The sequence below is a fragment of the Campylobacter sp. S4:11 genome (assembly GCF_024723695.1).
In the GTDB taxonomy this organism is placed as follows: domain Bacteria; phylum Campylobacterota; class Campylobacteria; order Campylobacterales; family Campylobacteraceae; genus Campylobacter_D; species Campylobacter_D jejuni_C.
This window is the reverse complement of sequence record NZ_JANQDC010000005.1, coordinates 19,723-39,444: the sequence shown is the minus strand read 5'-3', so window position 1 is coordinate 39,444 and position 19,722 is coordinate 19,723. Positions and strand designations below refer to the sequence as shown.

Below are 19,722 nucleotides of genomic sequence, written 5' to 3'. Positions count from 1 at the left end.
AAAGTGAAAAATTTACAAGAAGAACAATTTTCCAACTCAAAATATATTAAACCCAAAAGATATACTTATATAGGTAAAGATAACAAAAAATACACTTGGGATTTTATAGAAGCAATGGATAGTGTTTCTGTTTTTTTATATCATACTCAAAAAGATTCTTTTGTTTTTGTAAAACAATTTCGAATTCCTTTGTGGGATTATCAAAAACGTAATTGTTTGCAAATTGCTGAGATGGGTTTTAGTATAGAACTTTGCTCAGGACTTGTTGATAAAAATTTAAGTTTTGAGGAAATAGCTCAAGAAGAATGTATTGAAGAATTAGGTTATGCGCCTAAACATGTAGAAAAAATAGGGGAATTTTATACAGGTTTTGGTTCAGGTGTAAGCAGACAGTTTTTATTCTATGCTGAAATTAATGAAGATGATAAAATTGGCCATGGTGGTGGAATTGATGGAGAAGATATTCAAGCAGTGTGGATAAAAAGAAAAGACTTTGAGCAATTTTCAAAAGAAAATCCTATTAAGACTCCTTTGCTTGAATATGCTTATTTATGGTTTAAAGGTAAGAAATAAATCTTACCTTCTATTTTTCATCTTTATTTTCAATGTTTGGATCTTTTTCATTAAGCATTTCTTGGAAAATTACAAATAGTTCTTCTGAAGCTTTTTCTGCGTTAGAGCATTTATCTAGAATTTGATTTTGAACTAGATTGTTATTGGTATCTTCACCATGAGCTAAGGCTATAGCATGGTTTATATTTTCGTGAACCTTTTGATGTGGTAAGTTAAGTTTGCCAAAAGCTCTTCCGCTAGAAAATCTTTCTTTACCAACTCCTGCAATCCATTTTGCAAGTCTACAACTTAAATGATCAGATAAAGTTTTACCAGAAGCATGAATAATTTCATTGTAGCCGTTGAGTTTAAAAGCAACGTGATCTAGTTTAGCTAAAGAAACAAAAATTTCAGAAGCAATGCGTTTAGCATGTGAGCTAGTTGAATTTGCATTTGAAATAAGCTGAGTAAATTTGCTAGAAAATTGCACTATATGCTCATTTGATTCTAATGAAACCTTTTCTACTTGTTCGCTTTGTCCATACATTTCATCCGCATTTTGTTTGAGTAGATTAATGTTTAATTCTACTTCTGATGTTGCTTTTTGTGTTTTTTCGGCAAGTTTTCTTACTTCATCTGCAACTACAGCAAAACCTCTTCCATGTTCACCTGCACGTGCAGCTTCAATAGCAGCATTTAGTGCTAATAGATTAGTTTGATCAGATACGTCTTTGATTAAGTTAATAACATTAGTAATCTCATCTACGCTACGATGTAAATTTCCTGCTGTATCTCTTGAGCGATTAGCCGATTCAATAATGCTCTGAAGTGAAGATATGATAGAGTGTGTGATAGAGTTTAGTTCTTGCATATCCGCCAAAGAAGAATCAGAGTATTGTGAAATCATCTCAGCTTTATTAACATTTTCCTGCATATCACCTTGGACATTTGATATACCTTTTAAAACACCATTTAAGAGCATTTCTAAAAGATGAGTTTCTAATTCAGTTTTGCCACAATTATCTTGTAATTTTTTTTCATAGTTTTCAATCAATTCTTGCTTTTCTAAAAGAAGTTTTTGATTTTCTTCTTCTAGTTCTTTGATTTTATTTTGTAGTTCTTCGCAATTTTTGCTTTGATTATTTTTACCAAACATATTTAATCCTTAGAAATAACCTAAAATATAATTAGAGAAAAATTATTTTTTGTAGTTTGATAGATAAATATTTAATTCATCTTTTAATCTTAATTTTTCCTTTTTTAAGTTTGCAATTTCTAAACTATCTAGATGAATTCTACCTTCTTCTGCATCTTTGATTTTATGATCAAGCGCATTATGCTCTTCAAATAGTTTGTCAAAGTGCATATCTTTACCTTTTAATTCGGTAATTAAATCTCTAAATTCATGTAGCATTTAAGCCTCCTTTTTAATTGATGTTTGATTATAACTTAAAATAAGTTAAATATATTTTAACTCATCTGGTTTTTGTTTGTTTTTAATAATTTTTTTAGCTATTTTTATACTGTCAGCTGTCCCTACTAATAACAGTTTAGCACCTGTACTTATTAAAGTATCACCTCTTGGCATAGGAGTAAATTTTTTATTTTCTAAAATTCCCACTATGCTTACATTTGCCATATCTCTTAAGTGAATTTCTTTTAATCTTTTAAATCTGACCCAAGATTCATCAGGAATTTTAACTTCTTCTAAATCAATAGGACTATTTTTTTTATAAAGATAGTTTTCTAATAAATTTTCCATATCCGGTCTTGCTGACATAGCGCTAAGTCTTTGTGCAACTAGTTTTGTTGCAGAAACTATTGAGTTTGCTCCAAGTTTTTTGAGTTTTTCTGTTTCATCTTCACTGTTTGAACTAGCTAATATAAAATAAGGATTAATTCTTTGTAATTCTTTTTCAAATAATCTTACTGAAGCAATGATGGCAATATTATCTGCTATGTTATTGCTAAGGGTTATTATACCTTTTGCACTAGAAAGATTAGTTTTTAAAAAAGCTGTGTTTGTATGAGGTGCGCTTTCTATATAGTAAGGATAATTATATTTTTCAGCTATTTCGCTAAAATTTTCAATTTCGTCAACAACGACAAAAGGAATATGATTTTCTCTAAATTGCTGTGCCAATTCTATAGTAAAATCATTATGATAGCATATTACAAAATGATTTTTTAATCTTGCAACTTTATGAAGCATTCTTCTTTCCTTGATGATTTTAGACAAAACACCTTTTTTTACTATTTCTATAACTAGACCCATGCAAAATGTAAAAATTGTAAAGGTTAATAACACATACACAACTGTAAAAATTCTACCAGCTGTTGGTATGGGATTTACTTCAGTGTAGCCTAAAGTAGTAAATGTCATTCCAGCTTGATAAATAGCATCATTAAGGTTGTAATTACTTGTGAGCATATAGCCAAAAGCCCCAATTAACGTCATAACAACAACAGCAATAAGTGGAATTCTTAAAAATTTAAGTTGCTCGTAAAGCTCATCATTAAGACTAATTGAGGGTTTTGGGGAAGGAGACCAATTGAGGAATTTTTGTAGCTTCTTCAAAAAAGACATAACAATTCCTCGTTTATATTAAGGATTATTTACTGCTTTGTTTTTTAAGCGTTCTTAAAGTTGAAGCAGCAACTCTAACTTTTCTAGTAGTTCCATCTTCTAAAGTAATACGAACTGTTCTTAAATTTGGCAAAAAGCGTCTTTTAGTTTTATTGTTAGCATGACTAACATTATTACCTACCATAGGTCCTTTTCCTGTAATTTGGCAAATTCTTGACATAAATTTTTCCTTATGAAATAAAAATATTTTTTAACATTATATCTAAAGCAAGCTTAAAAAAATCAAATATTATCAAAAATACATAAAGAAAATTTGATAATAAGTATGATAAAATTATTTTTTACTTTTATCGGAGATATAAAATGTATGTAGCACCAAGTTTATTGTCTGCAAATTTTTTAAATTTAGAAAATGAGATTAAAGAAGTATCGCAAGCAGGGGCTGATTTATTGCATATTGATGTGATGGATGGACATTTTGTGCCAAATCTTACTTTTGGTCCTTGTGTGATTGAAAATATTTCAAAAATTACTTCAGTGCCTCTAGATGTGCATTTAATGGTGCATAATGTTAGTAGCTTTGTAGATTTATTTATCCCAATAAAGCCAAAATTTATTAGCTTTCATTTGGAAGCTGAAAATCATCCTATTAGGGTATGTGAGTATATAAGAAAAAACGGCATTCATCCTGCTATTGTTTTAAATCCACATACTCCGGTTTCAAGTATAGAGTATATTTTAGAATTTGTAGATATGGTGCTTTTAATGAGTGTTAATCCAGGCTTTGGTGGGCAAAGTTTTTTACCTTTGGTGTATGATAAAATTCGACAGTTAAGGGAAATGATAGATAAAAAAAATCTTAAAGTTTTTATAGAAGTTGATGGCGGGGTAAATGGCTTAAATGCACCTGATTTAGATGAAGCAGGAGCTGATATTTTAGTCGCAGGTAGTTATATCTTTTCCTCGCAAGATAAAAAAACAGCAATCAATTCTTTAAAGCTTGAATTTTGAGCCAACAACAAATCGATGATTTAATCATCAAATTAAGTAAAGAAAACAAACCTTTTCCTTGGGTTTTAAAAGAACTTGCAAAAATAGAAGAATTAAATCATTATGAGTTTGATTTATATATTTTTGAACTTTTAGGGCTAGGGGTAGAGCTTAATGCGCAAAATTGTTTGTGTTTAAAAAGTAAAAATACAAAAATAAAAGATGAGATTTTTTGTGTAGTAGATATTGAAAGCACCGGTGGGATAAAAAGTGGTCAAATTTTAGAAATAGGTGCAGTGAAAATTCAAAACTATAAAGAAATTGATAGATTTGAGAGTTTTATAAAAGTAGAAAGCATACCTGAAAATATTACAGAATTAACAGGGATTAGTTTGGATATGGTAGAAAATGCTCCTTCTTTAAAAACTGTGCTAAATAATTTTAAATTGTTTTTAAAGGATAGTATTTTTGTAGCACACAATGTGCGTTTTGATTATCATTTTATATCTAAAGCTATGTATGAAAATGATTTTGGAGTGCTTTTAAATAGAAGGTTATGCACAATTGATTTAGCTAAAAAATGCATTGAAAGTCCTAAATATGGCCTTGATGCACTAAAAGAGTTTTTGTGTATTGAAAGTAAGCATCATAGGGCTTTAAGTGATGCTTTGGCTGCAAGTGAAATTTTAAAATACTGTCTTAAAAAAATTCCTTTTTACATTAAAACTACTGAAGAATTGTTACATTTTAGCAAGCAAGCTAAAAATCAATCTAAAAAATAAACTTTGTTTTAGATTTATCGCTATACTGCATTTGTATAAATGACGGGAGCTTGTGATACAGGCTGAGAGTAAGCTAAAAGCTTAGACCGCACCAGAACTAGATAATGCTAGCGTTGGGATAATTTATCAACTACTCACATACCCTTCATTTATCCAAATTTTATTTTAAGGATAAATTTAAATGAAAACTCAAATGTCTTATGCAAAAGAAGGAACTTTCACAAAACAAATGCAAATTGTTGCACAAAAAGAGCAAGTAAGTGAAGATTTTTTGCTTGAGAATATAGCATGTGGAAAAATCATTATTCCTGCAAATATCAACCATAAAGCACTAGACCCAAATGGTATTGGCTATGGACTTAAAACAAAGGTAAATGTTAATTTAGGTGTTTCAAATGATTGTGTAGATTATAGTGAAGAAATGAAAAAGGTGGAGTTAGCTCATAAATTTAATATAGAAGCTATTATGGATCTTAGTAATTATGGTAAAACTAGTCGTTTTAGGGATGAGCTAATTGCTACTTCAAAAGCTATGATAGGCACTGTGCCTGTTTATGATGCGGTTGGGTTTTTAGAGAAAGATTTAAAAGATATTAAGGCAAAAGATTTTTTAGATGTAGTATATCATCATGCTAAAAGTGGAGTGGATTTTATGACAATTCACGCAGGGATAAATTCTCGTGCTGTTAGGGTTTTTAAAGAGTGTGATAGGATTACTAATATAGTTTCAAGAGGAGGCTCAGTTCTTTATGCTTGGATGCAAATGAATGATGCTGAAAATCCATTCTATGAATATTATGATGATTTGCTTGCTATATGTAAAGAATTTGATGTGACACTTTCTTTGGGTGATGCACTAAGACCAGGTTGCACTCATGATGCAAGTGATGGGGCTCAAATTGCTGAACTTATTGAACTTTCGTTATTAACTAAAAGAGCATGGGTTCAAGATGTGCAAGTGATGATAGAAGGACCTGGTCATATGGCTATTAATGAAATAGAAGCCAATATGCAACTTGAAAAAAGAATTTGCAATGGAGCTCCATTTTACGTTTTAGGACCATTAATTACTGATATAGGTGTAGGATATGATCATATAAGTGGGGCAATCGGCGGAGCAGTTGCAGCAGCAGCTGGTGCTGATATACTTTGTTATGTAACTCCTGCTGAACATTTAAGACTTCCAAATTTAGAAGATGTAAGAGATGGTATAGTAGCGACTAAAATAGCAGCTCATGCAGGAGATATAGCCAAACTTCCTAAAGAAAGAAAAATAGATGATACAATGAGTAAAGCTAGACAAGATATTGATTGGGAAAAAATGTTTAAATTAGCAATTGATGGAGAAAAGGCTAAGAAAATGTTTAATGAAAGAAAGCCTGAAGAACTTAATTCTTGTTCAATGTGTGGAAAAATGTGTGCTATGAACACCATGAATAAAATTTTAAAAGGTGAGGATATAAGTTTGATAAAAGAATAAACCCTCGATTATGAGGGTTTATTTTGATTAATCTATTACTTTATAATTATAAGGTTTTAGATTTTTATCATCTTCAAGAAGTTTTGCTGGTGGATTACCATTTACTTCTTGATGTTTGTAGTAGCGATCTCCTGCTTTGTTACCATTTAGATCTACTTTATAGTGAATTTCACCTGGATTTAATTTTTGAATATCTTCAAAACCTAAATTTGAAGTTTTGAAATCTTTAATGCCATTTTTGGCCGCAATTTCTACTAATTTAGTTTGTCCTTGTCTTGACATATCAACTGATTGTAAAAGCATTCTTGAAGCTTCTCTAGGATTATGGAAACCTGTTGAGTTTTCAGCACCTACAAAGTCTGCTCTTACTTGAGATTTTCTATGAAGTTCTAATACTTCTTTTAATTCAGCTGAAATTTTAGCATCATCTGCCTTACCATCAGTTTGGAATTTTGGCATTTTTCCAAGCTCTGTGCGAATAGTTTCTACATCTTTAATCAAGCTTACTAAAGAATATTCAGCTGTTCTTAAATCATGGGCTACTGAATTTTGAATGTCTTTTACTTGTTTTGCTAAATAGCTTTCGCTTTGAGTGTGACAAGTTTTACAAGCTGAGTTGATATCAACTAAAGGTGAAGTGATGTTATGGTTAGTAACTTTTTTTGCACCTTTTCTAATATAAGGCATATGACAATCTGCACAACTTACACCATTTGCAGCATGTACTCCACCACTATAAAGTTCGCTTTCTGGATGTTGAATTTTTAGCATAGGCGCTTTGGTGATTTTATGAACCCAATCACTTGAGAAGTTCTCTCTGTTTTTTTCATAATAATCATCAAACATTTCTATTCTAAATGCCTCACCTTTTTTCCACTCACTCCAAGGAAATGCTAGTTCTATACCATCAACTTCGATTTCAACTGGCTTATTATCATCTCTCCAAGAATCAAACTCATCGTAAGTTTTTTGAGTACCATTCCACCATTTTTTAGAACTATCATTAGCTATACTTTCTCCGATAGTTTTTACTTTGGTACCTGTTGGTTTGAAGTAGTATTCAACGTGACATTGAGAGCATACTAAGGTTCTCATTTCGCTTCTTGAAGCTTTAATTCCTTGTTTTTCATCTGCTTCATAACCTCTTGAAATTAATGCTTTGATTAAAGCTGGTCTTGTAAGTCTTAAACTCATATCTGTTGGATTATGACAATCTGCACATGTTACACCCATTCTTTTTCCACCATGAGGTCCACTGTGCTCAGGTGAGTTTTCTTTAGCTCCATTTACTGCAGGAACTGTTTTAATCATAGTCCAATATTTTGCAGAGTTAAATGCAACCCAATCACCTTTTGCAGTGTTGTTTAAAAGCCAAGGGGTCCATCCGCTATGACAATTCATACAAGCTGTTGGTTGGCCACCAAATCCTGCAAAACCGTGTGCGTTCAAGAAATCTTTATTGTTTCTAGCTGTATCCATTTGATCTACTTGAACCCAAAAGTGACCTCTTTCTTCATTGGCATCAATACTGAATGGATAACCCGCCCAAAGAACAGTTAATTGTGGATAGCGAATTAGTTTTGAATAAGCTAAATTCCCGCCAAATTCTGTTGCATTAGGTGCTTGTTTTTCCACTGTTGTGTGCATATCTAAATAATCAGGAAAATTCTTTCCCCAATAATCAAAAGTAGGATTTTCATCACCAAGTTTTACGATTTCTTGAGAGATGATCCCACCTACTGAATCGTTTGTTTTGGCTGTGATATCTTGATTTAACCACAATACGCCTGCAATAGCTACTATAGTAGCACTAATAGCACTATATAAAATGCCTTTGTTATTCATTAAATACTCCTTTCATTTAAAATCCTCTCTTATGGCCAACACCTTGATGACAAGACACACAACTTAAAGCATTATCTTTATGTGGATCTAGAGTAGGGTTGATAGTGTTACTCGCAATTTCTTTGTGACATTCTATACAGTTATTTTGGACTATTTCTTTACTTTTTGCATTTGCACTCAAATGCGTAGGCAAAGAATCAAGTTTGAAAGTAAATGCATAAGCATGTCCTAAGCCACTTTGAGCTTTAGCAATCCATTTTTCAAAAAAGCTATGTGGCAAATGGCAATCATTACAGGTTGCTCTTGGTTTACCATCAACTTCTTTAGAGTGTGAAGCTTTTAAATAATCATTATAAACTTCGTTCATAATGTGACAATTATTACAGCTTTCACTGGCATCACTAAAATAAGAAGTGCCTTTAGCATTATGGAAAGTATACATTCCCACACCTGCTAAAATTACAAGTAAGAAGAGGAAAACAGCAAAAAGTTTTGAGTTTGCTTTTTTCAAAGTCTCTCCTTTGAATGAAGTTTAAGTTACAAGAACTTGTGTGCAATTATATAACACTATAAATTTTTAAAAGTAAATATATATTTATTAATTATTAATTATTTTTTTAATAAGAGAAAAAAAGTATTATTTTTTTATATGATTTTATTTACTATTATAAAAATAAAATAAATTTTAATAAAAGAAATACTAAAATATTAAATACTAGAAAATAAGGTAGGTGTATTATGCAAATTCAACCATCAATGTATATTAATAGAGAGCTTTCTTGGCTTGGATTTAATTCCCGTGTTTTGGATCAATGTTCTAAAGATCTTCCCTTACTTGAAAAACTTAAATTTATTGCTATATATTGTACAAATTTAGATGAGTTTTATATGATAAGAGTGGCAGGATTAAAACAGCTTTTTGTAGCAGGGATAAGCACAGCAAGTAATGATGAAATGACGCCACTTGCACAGCTTAAAGCCATTAGAAATTATTTACATGAAGAAAAATATGTAGTAGAGCAATACTTTACTAAAATTACCCAAGATTTAGAAAAAGAAAATTTATTTATTCGCTCATATGAAGAACTTGATGAGGATTTAAAACAGCAATGTAATGAGCATTTTTTTTCTAACATTTTTCCTGTGATAGTGCCTATTGCAGTTGATGCAACTCATCCTTTTCCGCATTTAAATAATCTTTCGTTTTCTTTGGCGGTAAAGCTTTGTGATCCTATGCATCCTGAACTTTTAAAATTTGGCATGATACGTATACCTAGGGTTTTACCAAGATTTTACCAAGTAAGTTCGAATATTTATGTGCCTATAGAAAGCATAGTGCGTCATCATACTGAGCATATTTTTCCTGGTTATAAACTTTTATCATCTGCTGCTTTTAGAGTAACTAGAAATGCAGATATGGAGATAGAAGAAGAAGAAGCTGATGATTTTATGTTGATTTTAGAGCAGGGTTTAAAACTTCGTAGAAAAGGTGCTTTTATACGCTTGCAAATAGAAAAGGGTGCAGATGAGCAGTTGATTGAATTTTTAAGCTCTCATATGAATATTTTTCATAAAGACATTTATGAATACAGTATACTTTTAAATTTGCCATCATTGTGGCAAATCATTTCTAATAAAGAATTTACGCATTTGTTAAATCCTATGTATACACCAAAAATTTTACCACCTTTTGGAGATAATGTATCCATTTTTAGTGCAATAGATAAACAAGATATATTAGCTATACAGCCTTATGAAAGTTTTGAGCCTGTGTATCAGTTTATCAAAGAGGCAAGCAAAGATCCTAAGGTTGTGTCTATAAGAATGACTCTTTATAGGGTAGAGAAAAATTCAAATATAGTCCAAGCTTTAATTGATGCAGCAAGTGATGGCAAGCAAGTGACTGTAATGGTAGAGTTAAAGGCGCGTTTTGATGAGGAAAATAACTTACATTGGGCAAAATCATTAGAAAATGCAGGGGCTCATGTAATATATGGAATTACAGGTTTTAAAGTGCATGCAAAAGTGGCTCAAGTGATTAGAAAAGAAGGGGAAAAATTAAAAATTTATAACCACTTAAGTACGGGTAATTATAATGCAAGTTCAGCTAAAATTTATACTGATGTAAGTTATTTTACTTCTAAAGAAGAATATTCTCAAGATACCACGACCTTTTTTCATATACTTTCAGGATATAGCAAAAGTCGTCGTTTAAAGACTTTATCAATGAGTCCAAAGCAAATCAAAGAAAGAATTTTAGATATGATAGCTACTGAAGCAAGTCATGGAAAAGATGGAGTAATTATAGCTAAAATGAATGCTTTAGTAGATGGTGATGTGATTAAGGCTTTATATGAGGCTTCAAATAAAGGTGTTAGAATAGATCTTATTGTGCGAGGAATTTGTTGTTTAAGACCTGGAGTAAAAGGGTATAGTGAAAATATAAAAGTTAGAAGTATAGTGGGAAAATATTTAGAGCATGCTAGAATTTTATACTTCAAACACACCGAGCCAAATTATTTTATTTCAAGTGCTGATTGGATGCCAAGAAATTTAGAAAGAAGACTAGAATTAATGACTCCTATTTTTGATGAGCATTCACGTGCAAAATTAGCTCAAATTTTAAAACTACAATTAAGCGATAATGATTTAGCTTATGAGTTAGATAGCGAAGGAAGATATCGTAAGATTGCTTTAAATGAGGCAGAAAAAATTAATAATTCTCAGCAAATCTTAGAAGAATATATTAGTAGAATTTTTAATACCTTGAAAAAAGATACCGATCATAGCAGAGCAACACACTTAGCAACGAAGCTTTTTAGGGATAGCTAATCCTTGCTTTTTAGCAAGGATTATTTCCAACCTTCTATGTAATTTTTAAGTTTTCTACCAACTTTTGGATGTTTGAGTTTTTTTATAGCTGAGCTTTCTATTTGTCTCACTCTTTCTCTTGTAACATTTAATTCTTTACCGATTTCTTCTAAGGTTCTATCACTCTCATCATCCATCAGACCAAAACGCATTCTAATAACAGCTTTTTCTCTATCATTAAGCTGATCTAAAACTTCATCAATTTGCTCTTTTAAATCATCTTTTAAGATGTGATCCATAGGAGAAATTGAAGTTCTATCTTCTACAAAATCTCCAAATTTACCATCATCTTCATTGCTAATAGGTGCTTCTAGAGAAATTGGCTCTTTAGTGATTTTAATCACTTGTTTTACTTTATCTACGCTCAGTCCTACTTCTTTAGCAATAATGCTTACATCAGGCTCTTTACCTTCTTTTTGTAAATATTCACGAATGATTTTATTGATTTGATTGATGGTTTCTATCATGTGGATAGGAATTCTAATTGTTCTTGCTTGATCAGCAATTGCTCTTGAAATAGCTTGTCTAATCCACCAAGTTGCATAGGTTGAAAACTTATAACCGCGTTTATATTCAAATTTATCTACTGCCTTCATTAAACCTATGTTACCTTCTTGGATTAAATCTAAAAATGGTAATCCGCGGTTAGTATATCTTTTAGCAATACTTACAACTAAGCGTAAATTTGATTTTGCCATTCTAGTTTTAGCCTCATCAGATATTTTTTTACCACGTTTGATTTGCTCTAGAATTTCTTTTAATTGATCTTTTTCTAAATCAAAAGAATTTTGGCTAGCTTCTTTGGTTTGAATGAGTTTTTTTATCTCCATATAAGTGCTTACCATGGTAGTTTCTAGGGCGCGTTCGGCAATTTCTTCTTTACTAAGTTTGGTAATATCTTTTAAAATATCTTGGTGTCTTTGTTTTAGTTCTTCTGAAAACATTGGTAAACGGTATTCTAAGCGTTTTAATTCTTTATCAAATTCCTCATCACTTTTTAAAGCTGTTTCCATGGATTTTACGATTTCAGAGATGAGTTTTGAGGTTGGACCTAGATCCATTAGTTTTTCTTTTAGTATATTTTTTTTAAAAGCAATTATGAGTTTATCTAATAATTCATCATCATTTTTTTCTGCATTAATAGTAGATATGGTTTTTAACCATTCTTTTTTTGCTTTTTCTAAAGCTTTAAAGCTTTCTATGACTTTTAAGGTTCTTTCATCTTCTTTTTTGCTTGTTTTTTTAGGTTTTTTTTCGCTTGAGTTTTCATTCTCTTCGTTTTCATTCTCTTCTTCAGAGTCTATTTCATCATCACTTTTATCATCATCACTTTTATCATCATCTTCAAAGCTTTTAAATAGTTCTTTTACTCTTCTTTCTCTATTGATTAAAGGTTCTTTATAATCAAGTATAAAATCAATCAAATAAGGCACTGAACAAAAAGCATCGATGATAATATCTTCACCTAGTTCAATTTTTTTAGAAATTTCAATTTCTTCATCTTTATTTAAAAGTGCAATTTGCCCCATTTCTCTTAAATACATTCTTACAGGAGAGTCTGATCTACTCCATTCTAATAAATCATTTTCATTGGCTAAATCAAATTCATTTTCTAAACTTGTATCTTGTAATTTTTGTTTTTCTTCTTGTAGTTTTTTTGCTTCTTCTAAATTTCTTTTTTTGGCAATTTCAGCTGAAGAAATTAATTCTACTTTGTATTTATCCATTAAATCACGGATTTTTTTTGCACTTGTTGCATTTGGAAGCTTTGCAAAATACTTGACAAGTTTTTCATATGTGATATAATCTTTGGAATTTTCTTTGAAAAGTTCTTCTAAAACATTGGTTTCATTAGCCATGGATACCCCTTGTATTTAAGTAATGAGTGTAAAACCAAATATTATGCCTAAAGATTAATTAAAAACAAATAAAAACATTTTGGAACATCTTTTGCTTTGTTAGTGAAAAATTAAGATTTTAGTTAGGAAAAACAATGCAAAATGGGTATTATCAGGCTACTGGTGCTATGGTTACGCAATTTAATCGCTTAGATGTTGTAACTAACAACCTAGCAAATGTAAATACAAGTGGCTATAAAAGAGATAATGTTGTTATTGCAGATTTTAAAAGGATTTTTAAAGAAACTCAAGATGAGTTGCCTATACAAAATCACACAAGAGATGCTGCAAGATTTGTAAACACAACTATAGATAGAGTTCCGCAGGTTAATCACGTCTATACAAATTTTAGCGTAGGCTCTATGAAAATGACACATAATCCTTTGGATTTAGCTCTTACTCGTGAAGATGCTTTTTATTTGATTAAAACAAATAATGGTGAAGTAAGATTAAGCCAAGATGGAAATTTCCAGCTTGATGATGAGGGTTATTTAGTCAATCGTCAAGGATATAGAGTTTTAAGTAGTGATTATTTTAATAATCCTGAAAATGATGGCATACGCATAGGAGATTCTACTTCTTTTATTAATGTGGATAAAAATGGAATCATTAGTGCATCTAATCAAGATATAGCAAGATTATTCGTCGCACAAGTTGATGATTTAAGAGATTTACAAAAAGATGGCGATAATATGTATAAAATCGATGATTTAAACAAAATCAGAGATTTGCCAAATTCAAATGCCATAAAGCAGGGTTTTACTCAAGGATCAAATGTTAATCCAGTTACAGAAATGGTAGGATTAATCGAAGCAAATAGAATGGTTGAGATGTATCAAAAAGTTATGACATCTCATATGGATGATTTAAATCAAGAAGCTATTAATAAATTAGCAAGTACTAAATAAAACTAAGGATAGATAAAATGTTAAGATCATTATACACAGCAGCATCAGGGATGGTATCACAACAAACACAAATTGATGTAACATCAAATAATATTTCAAATGTTAATACAGTAGGTTATAAAAAATCGCGTGTAGAATTTGCAGATTTAATGTATCAAACAATGAAGTATGCAGGTACTTCAACCTCAAGTACTACAAAACACCCAAGCGGTATAGAAGTAGGTCTTGGCTCAAGAGTGACAGCTGTTAGTAAAATTTTTAGCGAAGGTAGTTTAAAACAAACTTCAACTTCAGGTCTTGATATGGCAATTGCTGGTAATAATGGATTTTTCCAAATTCAAATGCCTGATGGAACTATAGCTTATACTAGAAATGGTCAATTTACCAAAGATGCTGAAGGAAATATAGTGAATTCAGATGGCTATAGACTTTTACCAGAAATGACTATACCTGAAGATGCTACAGCTATTAACGTAGCAAGCGATGGAACGGTTTCAGTAATGCAACCAGGAAATACAGCAGAAACTCAAATAGGTCAAATTGAGCTTGTTAATTTTATTAACCCTGCAGGTTTACATGCTTTAGGAGATAATCTTTTGGTAGAAACAGATGCAAGTGGCGCGCCGATTGCAGGTATAGCAGGTGAGAATGGATTTTCTGTAATCAAACATGGTTTTGTAGAGCTTAGTAATGTTCAACTTGTAGAAGAAATGACAGATCTTATTACAGGACAAAGAGCTTATGAAGCTGGTTCAAAAGCAATCACTACAAGTGATGATATGCTTGGTATTGTAAATCAATTAAAACGCTAGAATTAACTAGCGTTTTATAATATGCAATAATTTTTAAAAAACACTAAAAAACTCCAATTTATAAATACTTTTAAAATATTCCTTTTTATAATTTATATTTAAAACTAATCATAGTAATATTGTATCTATGTATTTTTATTTTATACATAAATAAACAATAACGAGGGATATAATGAACAGAAGAGACTTCATTAAAAATACCGCTATTGCTAGTGCTTGTGGTGTTGCAGGTCTTAGTGTTCCAAGTAGTGTACTTGCAAATACTGAGAATAAATGGCGTTGGGATAAGGCTGTTTGTAGATTTTGTGGTACAGGCTGTGGAATTTTAGTTGCAAGTTTAGATGGTAAAATTGTTGCTGTAAAAGGAGATCCAGCAGCTCCAGTAAATCGTGGGTTAAATTGTATTAAAGGTTATTTTAATGCAAAAATTATGTATGGAGAAGATCGTTTAGTAACACCTTTGCTTCGCGTAAATGCAAAAGGTGAGTTTGATAAAAAAGGAAAATTCCAACAAGTTTCTTGGCAAAGAGCTTTTGATGAAATGGAAAAACAATTTAAAAAAGCTTACAAAGAAAAAGGTGTTGAAGGAATTGGAATTTTTGCAAGTGGTCAATACACTATACAAGAAGGATATGCTGCTGCAAAATTAGTAAAAGCTGGTTTTAGATCAAATAATATAGACCCAAATGCACGCCATTGTATGGCTAGTGCCGTTGTTGGTTTTATGCAAACTTTTGGGGTTGATGAGCCTTCTGGTTGTTATGATGATATAGAGCTTACTGATACTATTATTACTTGGGGTGCAAATATGGCAGAAATGCATCCAATTTTATGGTCAAGGGTAAGTGATAGAAAATTAAGCAATTTAGATAAAGTTAAAATCATAAATTTATCTACTTTTTCTAATAGAACTTCTCATATAGCAGATACTGAAATCATTTTCAAACCAAATACTGATTTAGCTATTTGGAATTATATCGCTAGAGAGATTGTTTATAATCATCCTGAAGCTATGGATAAAGAATTTATTGAAAAACATTGTATTTTTACAACAGGTTATGCTGATATTGGTTATGGAATGAGAAATAATCCAAACCATCCTAAATTTAAAGCAAGTGAAAAAGATACTGTAGCAAAACAAAATGCTATTATTGTAGATGAAGAAGAAGCGGTATCTTTGGCTTATTTGGGGGTAAAAGCAGGCGATAAATTCGAAATGAAACACCAAAGTACTCCTGATGCGCATTGGGAAATTTCATTTGAAGATTTCAAAAAAGCTTTAGAACCTTATACGCTTGATTATGTTGCTAAAGTTGCTAAGGGTAATGAAGATGAAAGTATAGAAGAATTTAAGAAAAAACTTCAAGAATTAGCAAATTTATATATAGAAAAAAATAGAAAAGTTGTAAGTTTTTGGACTATGGGCTTTAATCAACACACAAGAGGTACTTGGGTGAACGAACAAGCTTATATGGTGCATTTTTTACTTGGTAAACAAGCAAAACCAGGAAATGGTGCGTTTTCATTAACAGGACAACCAAGTGCTTGTGGAACTGCAAGAGAAGTTGGGACTTTTTCACACCGTTTGCCTGCTGATATGGTTGTTGCAAATCCTAAACACAGAGAAATTAGTGAAAAAATTTGGAAAGTTCCGGCAAAAACAATCAATCCAAAACCAGGTGCTCCATACTTAAAAATCATGAGGGATTTAGAAGATGGAAATATCAAATTTGCTTGGGTGCAAGTAAATAATCCTTGGCAAAATACAGCTAATGCAAATCACTGGATAGCAGCAGCTAGAGAAATGGATAATTTTATCGTTGTGAGTGATTGTTACCCAGGAATTAGTGCTAAGGTGGCAGATTTAATTTTACCAAGTGCTATGATTTATGAAAAATGGGGTGCTTATGGTAATGCTGAAAGAAGAACTCAACACTGGAAGCAACAAGTTTTACCCGTAGGTGAGGCTATGAGTGATACTTGGCAAATTATGGAATTTGCAAAACGCTTTAAATTAAAAGAAGTTTGGGGTGAAACTAAGGTAAATGATAAACTTACTCTGCCAAGTGTTTTAGAAGAAGCCAAAGCTATGGGTTATAGCGAAGATGATACTTTATATGATGTATTATTTGCAAACAAAGAAGCAAAATCTTTCAAAGCTAAAGATAATATTACAAAAGGATTTGATAATTCTGAAGTATTTGGCGATGAGAGAAAAGTTATAGGTAGTGATGGTAAAGAATTTAATGGATATGGATTTTTTGTACAAAAATATCTATGGGAAGAATACCGTAAATTTGGTTTAGGTCATGGACATGATTTAGCTGATTTTGATACTTACCATAAAGTAAGAGGTTTAAGATGGCCTGTGGTAAATGGTAAGGAAACTCAATGGAGATTTAATACTAAATTTGATTATTATGCTAAAAAAGCTGCTCCAAATTCAGACTTTGCATTTTATGGAGATTTTGCTAAAGAATTACCAAAAGGAGATTTACTAGCTCCACAAACTAAAGAAAAATATAGTTTAAAAAATAAGGTAAAAATTTTCTTTAGACCATTTATGAAAGCACCTGAAAGACCAAGCAAAGAATATCCATTCTGGTTATGCACTGGTAGGGTTTTAGAGCATTGGCATAGTGGAACTATGACTATGAGAGTTCCTGAGCTTTTCCGTGCGGTACCTGAAGCACTTTGCTATATGAATGAAGATGATGCTAAGGCTATGAAAATCAATCAAGGCGACATCGTATGGGTAGAGTCACGCCGTGGTAAAGTAAAAGCTAGAGTAGATTTTCGTGGTAGAAATAAACCTTCTAAAGGCCTTGTGTATGTGCCTTGGTTTGATGAGAATGTATATATAAACAAAGTTACATTAGATGCAACTTGTCCATTGTCTAATCAAACAGATTTCAAAAAATGTGCCGTAAAAATTACTAAAGCATAAAAATGAAAAATAGAAGAGAATTTTTGGCCTTTACCTTTAAGCTTTTATGTATAGGAAGCGGAAGTGCATTTTTAGCAAGTTTAGCATTTAGCTCAAATCAGGAGTATTTTTTAAGACCTCCTGGAGCAGATGATGAAAAAGAGTTTTTGTCAAAATGCATACGATGTGGACTTTGTGTAAAAGCTTGTCCTTATGATGTTTTGAAGCTAGCAAATTTAGAAAATAGTGCTAAAAATGGCACACCTTTTTTTGTAGCAAGAGAAAATCCTTGTAGATTATGTGAGGATATACCTTGTATAAGAGATTGTCCTACAAATGCACTAGATCATAAATATCTAGAGCAACAAGATGGAATTTATAAAACAAAAATGGGTATAGCTATAATTGATAGTGCAAGTTGTGTTGCTTATTGGGGAATTCAATGTGATGCTTGCTATAGGGCTTGTCCTTTAATAGATAAAGCATTAAAACTTGAAACAAAACGTAATGAAAGAACCGCAAAGCATGCATTTTTACTACCTGTGGTAGATCATGAAGTATGTGTTGGATGTGGGATTTGTGAAAAAGCCTGTATAACGCAAAAAGCAGCTATTAGAGTTTTACCTAGAGAATTTGTTTTAGGAAAAGCTGGAGATAATTACATCAAAGGTTGGGATGAAAAAGATGAAAAGCGTTTACAAGATGTAAATACGGATAAAAATTTCAATAAAAACAAGGCTAAAGATTATCTTAATGATGGAGAATTGCTATGAAATATCTTATTTTAAGAAGAATAGTGCAATTGTCTATTTTGACTTTTTTTTCTTTTGGTGTATTTAATTTTATATTAAAAGGAAATTTAAGCTCTTCGGTTTTATTTTCTTCGGTGCCGCTAAGTGATCCTTTTGCGTTTATTCAACTTGCTTTAGCAAGTTTGCAAGTAGATTTAATGGCTTTAAGTGGTGCTTTGATAGTATTTTTATTTTATGCTATTTTTGCCGGAAGGGCGTTTTGTGCTTGGGTTTGTCCTGTGAATATCATTACTGATTTTGCTTATTTTATTAGAAATAAATTAGGTTTTAATCAAGCAAGAGTTTTTAATGTAAATAAAAATTTACGTTATTATGTTTTAGCTTTTGTTTTGATTTTTTCTTTTCTTTTTTCTTTTCCTGTTTTTGAGGAATTTTCTTATATAGGAATAATCCAAAGAGGGATTATTTTTGGTGGTATTTCTTGGCTTTTTGTAGCTTTGATTATTTTTTGTATAGATACATTTTTTAGTCCAAGATTTACTTGTTCACATTTTTGTCCTTTAGGAGCTTTTTGGGCTTTAAGCTCGCATTTTTCATTACTAAAAGTAAGATATAACTTGCAAAAATGCACTAAGTGTTACAAATGCCTTGGGGTATGTCCTGAAAAGCAAGTACTTTGGATGGTAGGTAAAGAAAATCAAGATGTAAAATCAGGTGAGTGTATAAGATGTGGAAAATGTATTGATGTTTGCGGTGATGATGCTTTAGGTTTTAGTATAATAAATTTAAGGAGAGAAAATGAAAAATAAAATCTTTTTATCCTTAGCAGCAGCTGTTTTAATAAGTGCTTGCGGGCTTGCTGTTAAAAGTGTTGATTCAAAAGATATAGGTTTAAGAAAAACAAGTTTGGAAAGTGAAAATGTAGAGTTGTTGGATGCTAAATACTCTCAAACTTTGGCTGGTGAATCTGTTTTGATTGAGAGATCATTTGAAAATGCTCCACCATTGATTCCACACACTTTAGAGGATATGCTTCCAATTACTAAAGATAATAATATTTGCTTAAGTTGCCATGATAAAGCGGTAGCAAAAGACTTAGCTGCGACAGCACTTCCAAGCAGCCATTATTTTGATTTAAGAAAAAATAAATCTACTAAAGATATGGTAAGTGATGCAAGATTTAATTGTACGCAATGCCATGTGCCACAAAGTGATGCTAAACCTTTAGTGGGAAATAGCTTTGAAGCTAAATTTAAAAGCGAGGAATCAAAGAAAAAGTCTAATTTCTTAGATGTTTTAAATGAAGGTGTGAAATAAAA

The 19,722-nt window shown here is 31.3% G+C and carries 18 protein-coding genes, 1 pseudogene and 1 riboswitch; of the genes and pseudogenes, 11 read left to right on the top strand and 8 right to left on the bottom strand.

The window, feature by feature from the left end:
• Positions 1-3: 3 nt before the first annotated feature.
• Positions 4-573, top strand: a complete 570-nt coding sequence (locus CAMP5053_RS02685) for an NUDIX domain-containing protein (RefSeq protein WP_214100321.1) — start codon at positions 4-6, stop codon at positions 571-573.
• Between the two features lie 10 nt (positions 574-583).
• On the opposite strand, the gene CAMP5053_RS08610 is transcribed toward CAMP5053_RS02685, so the two are convergent.
• The 5 genes and pseudogenes from CAMP5053_RS08610 to rpmB form a co-directional block, all read right to left on the bottom strand.
• Positions 584-1,042 carry a CZB domain-containing protein gene (locus CAMP5053_RS08610; RefSeq protein WP_391527387.1) on the bottom strand — a complete coding sequence of 153 codons (459 nt, stop codon included), beginning with the start codon at positions 1,040-1,042 and terminating at the stop codon, positions 584-586.
• Positions 1,028-1,315, bottom strand: a pseudogene (locus CAMP5053_RS08605) (methyl-accepting chemotaxis protein); the annotation flags it as partial. The pseudogene CAMP5053_RS08605 and the gene CAMP5053_RS08610, both read right to left, overlap by 15 nt.
• A 435-nt stretch (positions 1,316-1,750) precedes the next feature.
• Entirely contained in the window at positions 1,751-1,966 is a 216-nt protein-coding gene (locus CAMP5053_RS02675) for a YdcH family protein (protein WP_087700778.1), read from the bottom strand.
• Positions 1,967-2,011: 45 nt separating this feature from the next.
• Positions 2,012-3,139 (bottom strand): potassium channel family protein, encoded by a 1,128-nt coding sequence (locus CAMP5053_RS02670; protein WP_087700779.1) that lies wholly within the window; start codon positions 3,137-3,139, stop codon positions 2,012-2,014.
• A 25-nt stretch (positions 3,140-3,164) separates the two neighbouring features.
• On the bottom strand, positions 3,165-3,359 hold the full coding sequence (gene rpmB / locus CAMP5053_RS02665; protein WP_012661734.1) for a 50S ribosomal protein L28: 195 nt from the start codon (positions 3,357-3,359) through the stop codon (positions 3,165-3,167).
• 143 nt (positions 3,360-3,502) lie between these two features.
• On the opposite strand from rpmB, the gene rpe reads away from it, so the two are divergent.
• From rpe to thiC, 3 genes are all read left to right on the top strand, one after another.
• On the top strand, positions 3,503-4,150 hold the full coding sequence (gene rpe / locus CAMP5053_RS02660) for a ribulose-phosphate 3-epimerase (RefSeq protein WP_087700780.1): 648 nt from the start codon (positions 3,503-3,505) through the stop codon (positions 4,148-4,150).
• The gene (locus tag CAMP5053_RS02655; RefSeq protein ID WP_087700781.1) at positions 4,147-4,911 is read left to right on the top strand and encodes a 3'-5' exonuclease; all 765 of its coding nucleotides are present in this window, start codon (positions 4,147-4,149) and stop codon (positions 4,909-4,911) included. The genes rpe and CAMP5053_RS02655 overlap by 4 nt, the downstream gene beginning before the upstream one ends.
• A 32-nt stretch (positions 4,912-4,943) precedes the next feature.
• Positions 4,944-5,047: riboswitch (TPP riboswitch) on the top strand.
• 45 nt (positions 5,048-5,092) lie between these two features.
• A complete protein-coding gene (thiC, locus tag CAMP5053_RS02650) occupies positions 5,093-6,391 on the top strand; it encodes a phosphomethylpyrimidine synthase ThiC (protein WP_261544783.1) in 1,299 nt (432 codons plus the stop codon).
• A gap of 27 nt (positions 6,392-6,418) precedes the next feature.
• On the opposite strand, the gene CAMP5053_RS02645 is transcribed toward thiC, so the two are convergent.
• Together CAMP5053_RS02645 and nrfH are read right to left on the bottom strand one after the other, a co-directional pair.
• Positions 6,419-8,236, bottom strand: a complete 1,818-nt coding sequence (locus tag CAMP5053_RS02645) for an ammonia-forming cytochrome c nitrite reductase subunit c552 (protein WP_337217209.1) — start codon at positions 8,234-8,236, stop codon at positions 6,419-6,421.
• Between the two features lie 16 nt (positions 8,237-8,252).
• A complete protein-coding gene (gene nrfH, locus CAMP5053_RS02640) occupies positions 8,253-8,747 on the bottom strand; it encodes a cytochrome c nitrite reductase small subunit (protein ID WP_039618639.1) in 495 nt (164 codons plus the stop codon).
• 227 nt (positions 8,748-8,974) lie between these two features.
• On the opposite strand from nrfH, the gene CAMP5053_RS02635 reads away from it, so the two are divergent.
• Positions 8,975-11,068 (top strand): RNA degradosome polyphosphate kinase, encoded by a 2,094-nt coding sequence (locus CAMP5053_RS02635; RefSeq protein ID WP_214125439.1) that lies wholly within the window; start codon positions 8,975-8,977, stop codon positions 11,066-11,068.
• Positions 11,069-11,088: 20 nt separating this feature from the next.
• On the opposite strand, the gene rpoD is transcribed toward CAMP5053_RS02635, so the two are convergent.
• Positions 11,089-12,966, bottom strand: coding sequence for an RNA polymerase sigma factor RpoD (gene rpoD, locus CAMP5053_RS02630; protein WP_087699309.1), 1,878 nt, complete (start codon positions 12,964-12,966; stop codon positions 11,089-11,091).
• 134 nt (positions 12,967-13,100) lie between these two features.
• On the opposite strand from rpoD, the gene CAMP5053_RS02625 reads away from it, so the two are divergent.
• The 6 genes from CAMP5053_RS02625 (at position 13,101) to CAMP5053_RS02600 (ending at position 19,720) form a co-directional block, all read left to right on the top strand.
• Positions 13,101-13,913: a flagellar hook-basal body protein gene (locus CAMP5053_RS02625; RefSeq protein ID WP_087699311.1), complete on the top strand. Its 813-nt coding sequence runs from the start codon at positions 13,101-13,103 to the stop codon at positions 13,911-13,913.
• 17 nt (positions 13,914-13,930) lie between these two features.
• The gene (gene flgG, locus CAMP5053_RS02620; RefSeq protein ID WP_087699313.1) at positions 13,931-14,725 is read left to right on the top strand and encodes a flagellar basal-body rod protein FlgG; all 795 of its coding nucleotides are present in this window, start codon (positions 13,931-13,933) and stop codon (positions 14,723-14,725) included.
• 172 nt (positions 14,726-14,897) lie between these two features.
• Positions 14,898-17,672, top strand: a complete 2,775-nt coding sequence (gene napA / locus CAMP5053_RS02615; RefSeq protein WP_214135907.1) for a periplasmic nitrate reductase subunit alpha — start codon at positions 14,898-14,900, stop codon at positions 17,670-17,672.
• A gap of 2 nt (positions 17,673-17,674) precedes the next feature.
• Positions 17,675-18,424, top strand: a complete 750-nt coding sequence (gene napG, locus CAMP5053_RS02610; protein ID WP_087699317.1) for a ferredoxin-type protein NapG — start codon at positions 17,675-17,677, stop codon at positions 18,422-18,424.
• On the top strand, positions 18,421-19,212 hold the full coding sequence (gene napH / locus CAMP5053_RS02605; protein WP_087699319.1) for a quinol dehydrogenase ferredoxin subunit NapH: 792 nt from the start codon (positions 18,421-18,423) through the stop codon (positions 19,210-19,212). Before napG ends, napH begins: the two co-directional genes overlap by 4 nt.
• Positions 19,202-19,720 carry a nitrate reductase cytochrome c-type subunit gene (locus CAMP5053_RS02600; RefSeq protein ID WP_087699321.1) on the top strand — a complete coding sequence of 173 codons (519 nt, stop codon included), beginning with the start codon at positions 19,202-19,204 and terminating at the stop codon, positions 19,718-19,720. Before napH ends, CAMP5053_RS02600 begins: the two co-directional genes overlap by 11 nt.
• Positions 19,721-19,722: the final 2 nt, after the last annotated feature.

Coding starts and splice junctions, on each gene's coding strand:
- CAMP5053_RS02675 (WP_087700778.1), bottom strand. CDS start 1,966: ATGCTACATGAATTTAGAGATTTAATTACCGAATTAAAAGGTAAAGAT.
- CAMP5053_RS02670 (WP_087700779.1), bottom strand. CDS start 3,139: ATGTCTTTTTTGAAGAAGCTACAAAAATTCCTCAATTGGTCTCCTTCC.
- rpmB (WP_012661734.1), bottom strand. CDS start 3,359: ATGTCAAGAATTTGCCAAATTACAGGAAAAGGACCTATGGTAGGTAAT.
- rpe (WP_087700780.1), top strand. CDS start 3,503: ATGTATGTAGCACCAAGTTTATTGTCTGCAAATTTTTTAAATTTAGAA.
- thiC (WP_261544783.1), top strand. CDS start 5,093: ATGAAAACTCAAATGTCTTATGCAAAAGAAGGAACTTTCACAAAACAA.
- CAMP5053_RS02645 (WP_337217209.1), bottom strand. CDS start 8,236: ATGAATAACAAAGGCATTTTATATAGTGCTATTAGTGCTACTATAGTA.
- CAMP5053_RS02635 (WP_214125439.1), top strand. CDS start 8,975: ATGCAAATTCAACCATCAATGTATATTAATAGAGAGCTTTCTTGGCTT.
- rpoD (WP_087699309.1), bottom strand. CDS start 12,966: ATGGCTAATGAAACCAATGTTTTAGAAGAACTTTTCAAAGAAAATTCC.
- CAMP5053_RS02625 (WP_087699311.1), top strand. CDS start 13,101: ATGCAAAATGGGTATTATCAGGCTACTGGTGCTATGGTTACGCAATTT.
- flgG (WP_087699313.1), top strand. CDS start 13,931: ATGTTAAGATCATTATACACAGCAGCATCAGGGATGGTATCACAACAA.
- napA (WP_214135907.1), top strand. CDS start 14,898: ATGAACAGAAGAGACTTCATTAAAAATACCGCTATTGCTAGTGCTTGT.
- napG (WP_087699317.1), top strand. CDS start 17,675: ATGAAAAATAGAAGAGAATTTTTGGCCTTTACCTTTAAGCTTTTATGT.
- napH (WP_087699319.1), top strand. CDS start 18,421: ATGAAATATCTTATTTTAAGAAGAATAGTGCAATTGTCTATTTTGACT.
- CAMP5053_RS02600 (WP_087699321.1), top strand. CDS start 19,202: ATGAAAAATAAAATCTTTTTATCCTTAGCAGCAGCTGTTTTAATAAGT.